The sequence below is a fragment of the Bradyrhizobium sp. 23 genome (genome assembly GCF_023073295.1).
GTDB lineage: Bacteria > Pseudomonadota > Alphaproteobacteria > Rhizobiales > Xanthobacteraceae > Bradyrhizobium > Bradyrhizobium canariense_D.
On record NZ_JADPJF010000017.1, the window covers coordinates 1 to 4,127 of the forward strand.

General features: G+C 60.0%; 6 protein-coding genes and 1 pseudogene. 4 read left to right on the top strand and 3 right to left on the bottom strand.

The genetic code is table 11. The features are described from left to right. Positions 1-117: 117 nt before the first annotated feature. Together IVB32_RS02745 and IVB32_RS02750 are read left to right on the top strand one after the other, a co-directional pair. Entirely contained in the window at positions 118-489 is a 372-nt protein-coding gene (locus tag IVB32_RS02745; protein ID WP_247409709.1) for a hypothetical protein, read from the top strand. Beyond that, entirely contained in the window at positions 462-1,646 is a 1,185-nt protein-coding gene (locus IVB32_RS02750) for a carbohydrate porin (protein ID WP_247409710.1), read from the top strand. The genes IVB32_RS02745 and IVB32_RS02750 overlap by 28 nt, the downstream gene beginning before the upstream one ends. 107 nt (positions 1,647-1,753) lie before the next feature. Here IVB32_RS02750 and IVB32_RS02755 read toward each other — a convergent pair whose 3' ends face one another. From IVB32_RS02755 to IVB32_RS02765, 3 genes and pseudogenes are all read right to left on the bottom strand, one after another. After that, a complete protein-coding gene (locus IVB32_RS02755; protein WP_247369520.1) occupies positions 1,754-2,269 on the bottom strand; it encodes a DUF1003 domain-containing protein in 516 nt (171 codons plus the stop codon). Between the two features lie 2 nt (positions 2,270-2,271). Further along, positions 2,272-2,715, bottom strand: coding sequence for a low affinity iron permease family protein (locus IVB32_RS02760; protein ID WP_247409711.1), 444 nt, complete (start codon positions 2,713-2,715; stop codon positions 2,272-2,274). A gap of 313 nt (positions 2,716-3,028) precedes the next feature. After that, positions 3,029-3,443: pseudogene (locus IVB32_RS02765) on the bottom strand (glycosyltransferase family 4 protein); the annotation flags it as partial. A 131-nt stretch (positions 3,444-3,574) separates the two neighbouring features. On the opposite strand from IVB32_RS02765, the gene IVB32_RS02770 reads away from it, so the two are divergent. Together IVB32_RS02770 and IVB32_RS02775 are read left to right on the top strand one after the other, a co-directional pair. Beyond that, positions 3,575-3,859 (top strand): tyrosine-type recombinase/integrase, encoded by a 285-nt coding sequence (locus tag IVB32_RS02770; RefSeq protein WP_345947080.1) that lies wholly within the window; start codon positions 3,575-3,577, stop codon positions 3,857-3,859. Positions 3,860-3,871: 12 nt separating this feature from the next. Further along, a partial coding sequence (locus IVB32_RS02775) for a transposase zinc-binding domain-containing protein (protein WP_247409712.1) occupies positions 3,872-4,127 on the top strand: 256 nt, incomplete at its 3' end.

Consider the following 4,127-nt stretch of genomic DNA (forward strand, 5'->3'; position numbering starts at 1 on the left):
CATAGCCGCATCGAAGACCTCATGCCGTGGCGATTCCGCAAAACGTCAAGCCAGCCTCAATAGGGTTGCGGCTAAGCGCTTACGGCCAACCAGGAGCTGAGCGAAGCTGTCCCGCTCTTGGCGGACTTGCTGTCGATACCGACCGGCGACCGCTACCTGCCGCTCAATTTCACGCCGCGGAAGCGCAAAGAGAAAACGCTTCATGTGCAACTTGCGCAGGTGGAAGGACTCGCGGCGCAGCAGCCGCTGCTGATGCTATGGGAAGATGTCCATTGGAGCGACCCCACCACGCTGGAGTCGCTGGATCTGCTCATCGACCGCGCCGCGACGCTGCGGATCTTGGTGATTCTCACAATTCATCCCGACCGAAAAAGAAAGCGAGTGGAGGAAAAGACGCTCGGCCTTCTTCCCAACCCGCTGCAGAAGTACGGCGTGAAGTTCGCGGCCACTACATCGGCGAGGTGTTCGGTAATCCTTCCGGCGGCCTGAAACAGGGCGCTATCTACGAAGGCCGTCTCAACCTCGCGGTGGATGTCGATCTGCAGAAGCTCGTCGGCATCGACAAGCTCACCTTCCATGCCAACATGTTCCAAATCCATGGCGACGGCCTGTCCCGGAGCAATCTTCAGAACTTCTTTGTCGTCAGCGGAATCGAGGCTCTACCCTCAACGCGTCTTTACGAAGCGTATTTCGAGAAGCGGTGGGGCGGGAAGAGGATCTCGCTGAAAGTGGGTCAGCTCGCCGCCGACAGCGAATTCTTCAACACCAAATATACAGACGTGTTCACCAACGCCTCAATGGGTTGGCCCGCGATCACGTCGCTCAATCTGCCCAGCGGGGGACCTTCGCCACCTTTGGCGGCCATGGGCGCAAGGCTACTGGTCAACGTGACCGACCAGCTTTCCGTTCTGGGTGGGATCTTCGACGGCGACCAAGCCGGGCCCGGACCGGGCGATCCGCAGGAGCGCAACCGCTACGGCGTCAATTTCCGCGTCAACGATCCGCCGTTGTTACTGGGTCAGATCCAGTACGCCTGGAACAACAAGAAGGGCGATCCCAACCTGACCGGCCAGGTCAAGTTCGGTGGGTGGCGGCACTTCGGCTCATTCGCCGATCAACAGCTCGCGTCGAACGGCGTCTCGCTCGCCGCTTCCGGTAGCAGTGGCGAACCCTTATTGCTGGCAGGAAACATCGGTGGTTGGGCGGTCTTCGAGCAACAGATCTACCGCCTGCCTCACAGCGACGATCGCGGGATCGGTGTGTTCGCAAGGGCCGCCGGCGCGCCCGCTGATCGCAACCTCATCGATCTCTACGCTGATGCCGGCGTCGAGTTCATCGGGCTTCGTGACGACCGGCCGGACGACAAGTTCGGGATCGCCGCGGGTTATGCCCATGTGTCCAAACGGGCGCAGGCGCTCGACGCCGACTACCGCACGTTGGTGAATCCAAATTGGCCCTTGCGAAACTTCGAGGGATTGCTGACGACGGTCTACCAATACCAGATAAAGGACGGCTGGTCGTTGCAGCCAAACTTCCAATACATCATCCACCCGGGCGGCGGCGCCACGGGACCGGGGACGCCATTCGCCGGAAAGGTCCTCAAAAACGCGTCGGTGTTCGGTCTTAGGACGACGTTAAAATTCTAGCACCGTGCGCATCGCACGGACTCTGCTCCAGGAAGAGCTCGTGCAGATGAACACGATGGCGCAGATGGCATCAGAGCGACCCCCATGTCGTCTTCCGGGCGGACATCTCATTGAGCCTTTTCAGCCTGCTCGCGCTCGCGCAAGCCTCGGGCAAGTTGATCAACAGACGTCTCCTCCGCCAATTCGTCTTGTTGGCAATCCTCGTCATCGACATTCAGCCGCCTGGCAAGCTTCTGCAATATTCTCAAAGATCGCGTCGCCTCCCGTTCAGAGAGCAGATTAATCTGAAGTTCTAGACGATCCCGCTTCTCCAAGATGCGGTCGGTTGCATTTTGGCGAATGAGGACACAGGAGGTGAGAAGTACCGCCTCCAGCGCGAGGAATGTCCCGAGCAGCGGGAACGGGAATGGATCAAGCGCGCGATCGGGGAATACCCCGCCGAACGCAATCCAACACACCACCGCCCCGCACTGCAGCACAACGAACTGCGGAGTTCCCGCAAACGATCCGATTGCATGAAAAACACGATGATGAAGAGCGATCTTTTCCTCATCCTGCTTTTCAAGGCGCAGGATGGCGTCGATATTTTCTACCGGTCTTTTCGATGATGCCGACGCTGACATGGTCAGGTGGCGATCTGCTCGGCGGCTCGCCGCGCTGACTGTCGGGTCCGGTCGAGTGTCTCATCTCCGGCTTTTTCGGCCTTGGCACGCGCTTCACATTTCGAACGAAGCTCCTCAATCTCATCGTCTGTGAGGTGCTCGATTCCCACGAGACTATTGCGCGCTGCGCTCACGCGAATGAGTTCGTCAAGCTTTACCTGAATGGCGGCGCTGTCCCGGTGTTGCGAATTCTGAATCAGAAATACCATAAGGAAAGTTACGATTGTGGTCCCAGTATTAATGACCAACTGCCAAGTGTCCGAGAACTGGAAGAGCGGGCCGCTGATGCCCCATACGACCACCACACCCGCGGCTAACAGGAAGGTCGAGGCGCGCCCCGCCGCAAGCGAAGTCTTGTTCGCCAAGTCACCGAAGAATTTTGAAATCGGCGATGGTTCGTGTCTCATGATTGTAGCCTCTACCACCGACCACAATGTTGTGTTGGGGCAAAAAGTTCCGCGTTAGGAACCATGGTCTCCCTCTGTGAAATGCTTTTCGCGGGCGCTCCCGAGAGAAGGTATTACGAGCGATCGCGGAGTACGTCCTAAGCCGCGCCCCTTTGGAGCCGACCTCAACCCTAGAATTCCACTTTGCCCCTGACTCGGAACGGATGGCCAAGGATTCGATTCCTGCCGGCTCATAAGTCAGCCGCGGAAAAATCTCTCACGCGAAGGGTCCTCCACGAGCGATCAGGTTGCGATATCGGGCCTCGTACTCCTTCGCCATCCGCAGCGGAATCCGGGCCGCACGCGCGATGCGTATGGCGTCCTCCGGACCCTTGTCCGCCGTCAGCCGCCCCAGAAAGGCCAGGTACGAACCTGGTTCGTAGGAGGGCCGAAACATATCTTTGGGCAGTCCGTGCTGGATCGTCGCGATCCAGTTTGCCTCCGGAAGCGGCCGACGCTGGTCGGCGGAAATGGAGACGAACGGAGCGTTCGCAAAGGCGCCGATTAGCTGCGGCAGACCGGGAAGGTCGAGACGGCCGTGCATGGTCGTCAGGAAAGGCACGCCGGTCCGGCTCAGCACCGGAAGAGGCAGCCAGTCGACGTGGGAGTGAATCACGTCGAAATCGCGCGCGCTCGGCGATGGCCTCGATCAGAAGCGCGTAGGCGGCGTTCGGATCCGCACCCTTCCGCCAGCATATTGTTCTCCACTGTTCGTGGTCGTTCGAACTCCACCGCAAAATCAGTGACTTGCGCCAATGGACTGTACTTCACAGTTCTTAGGTGTTCTCCCTAATCGGGACGCTGACCGTAGCTTTAGACCGTGGGTTGCCGGACGAACGAGGCCGTCGAAGGGCATTGGTGTGAAATCGATAGTCCGGCCGCCACCTGGAAAATTCCTGGCGAGCGGATGAAGATGGACCAAGACCATTACGTTCCGTTGACGGATCCCGCGCTGGCGGTGCTCGACGAGATGCGCAACGGCAGCCAAGGTGAGCTAATCTTCGTCAGTCCCGATGCCCGCGTCGCCACCAAGACGATCAGCGAGGTCATGAGCCCGTTGGAGCACATCGCGATCAAGCTGAAGGAGGCCCGGCCGCCCGGCTGACGCGAGGCCGGCGTGTCTCGTCCGGCTCTGGAGGTTGCGGATATCTTCCGCGACCGTGGCCCGGCATGGCGGCAGGCCCATGCCGGCCGTGTCAGCCTCGACCAGTTGAAGGTGATGTCGGCGATCGAGAGCTGCCGCACGGCGGCGCTCGGCGGCCATGTCGCGCGCTGCGAGGACTGCGCCTACACGTCCATCGCCTACAACTCCTGCCGCAACCGGCACTGCCCGAAGTGCCAGGGCGCCGCGGCGAAGCAGTGGCTCGCCGATC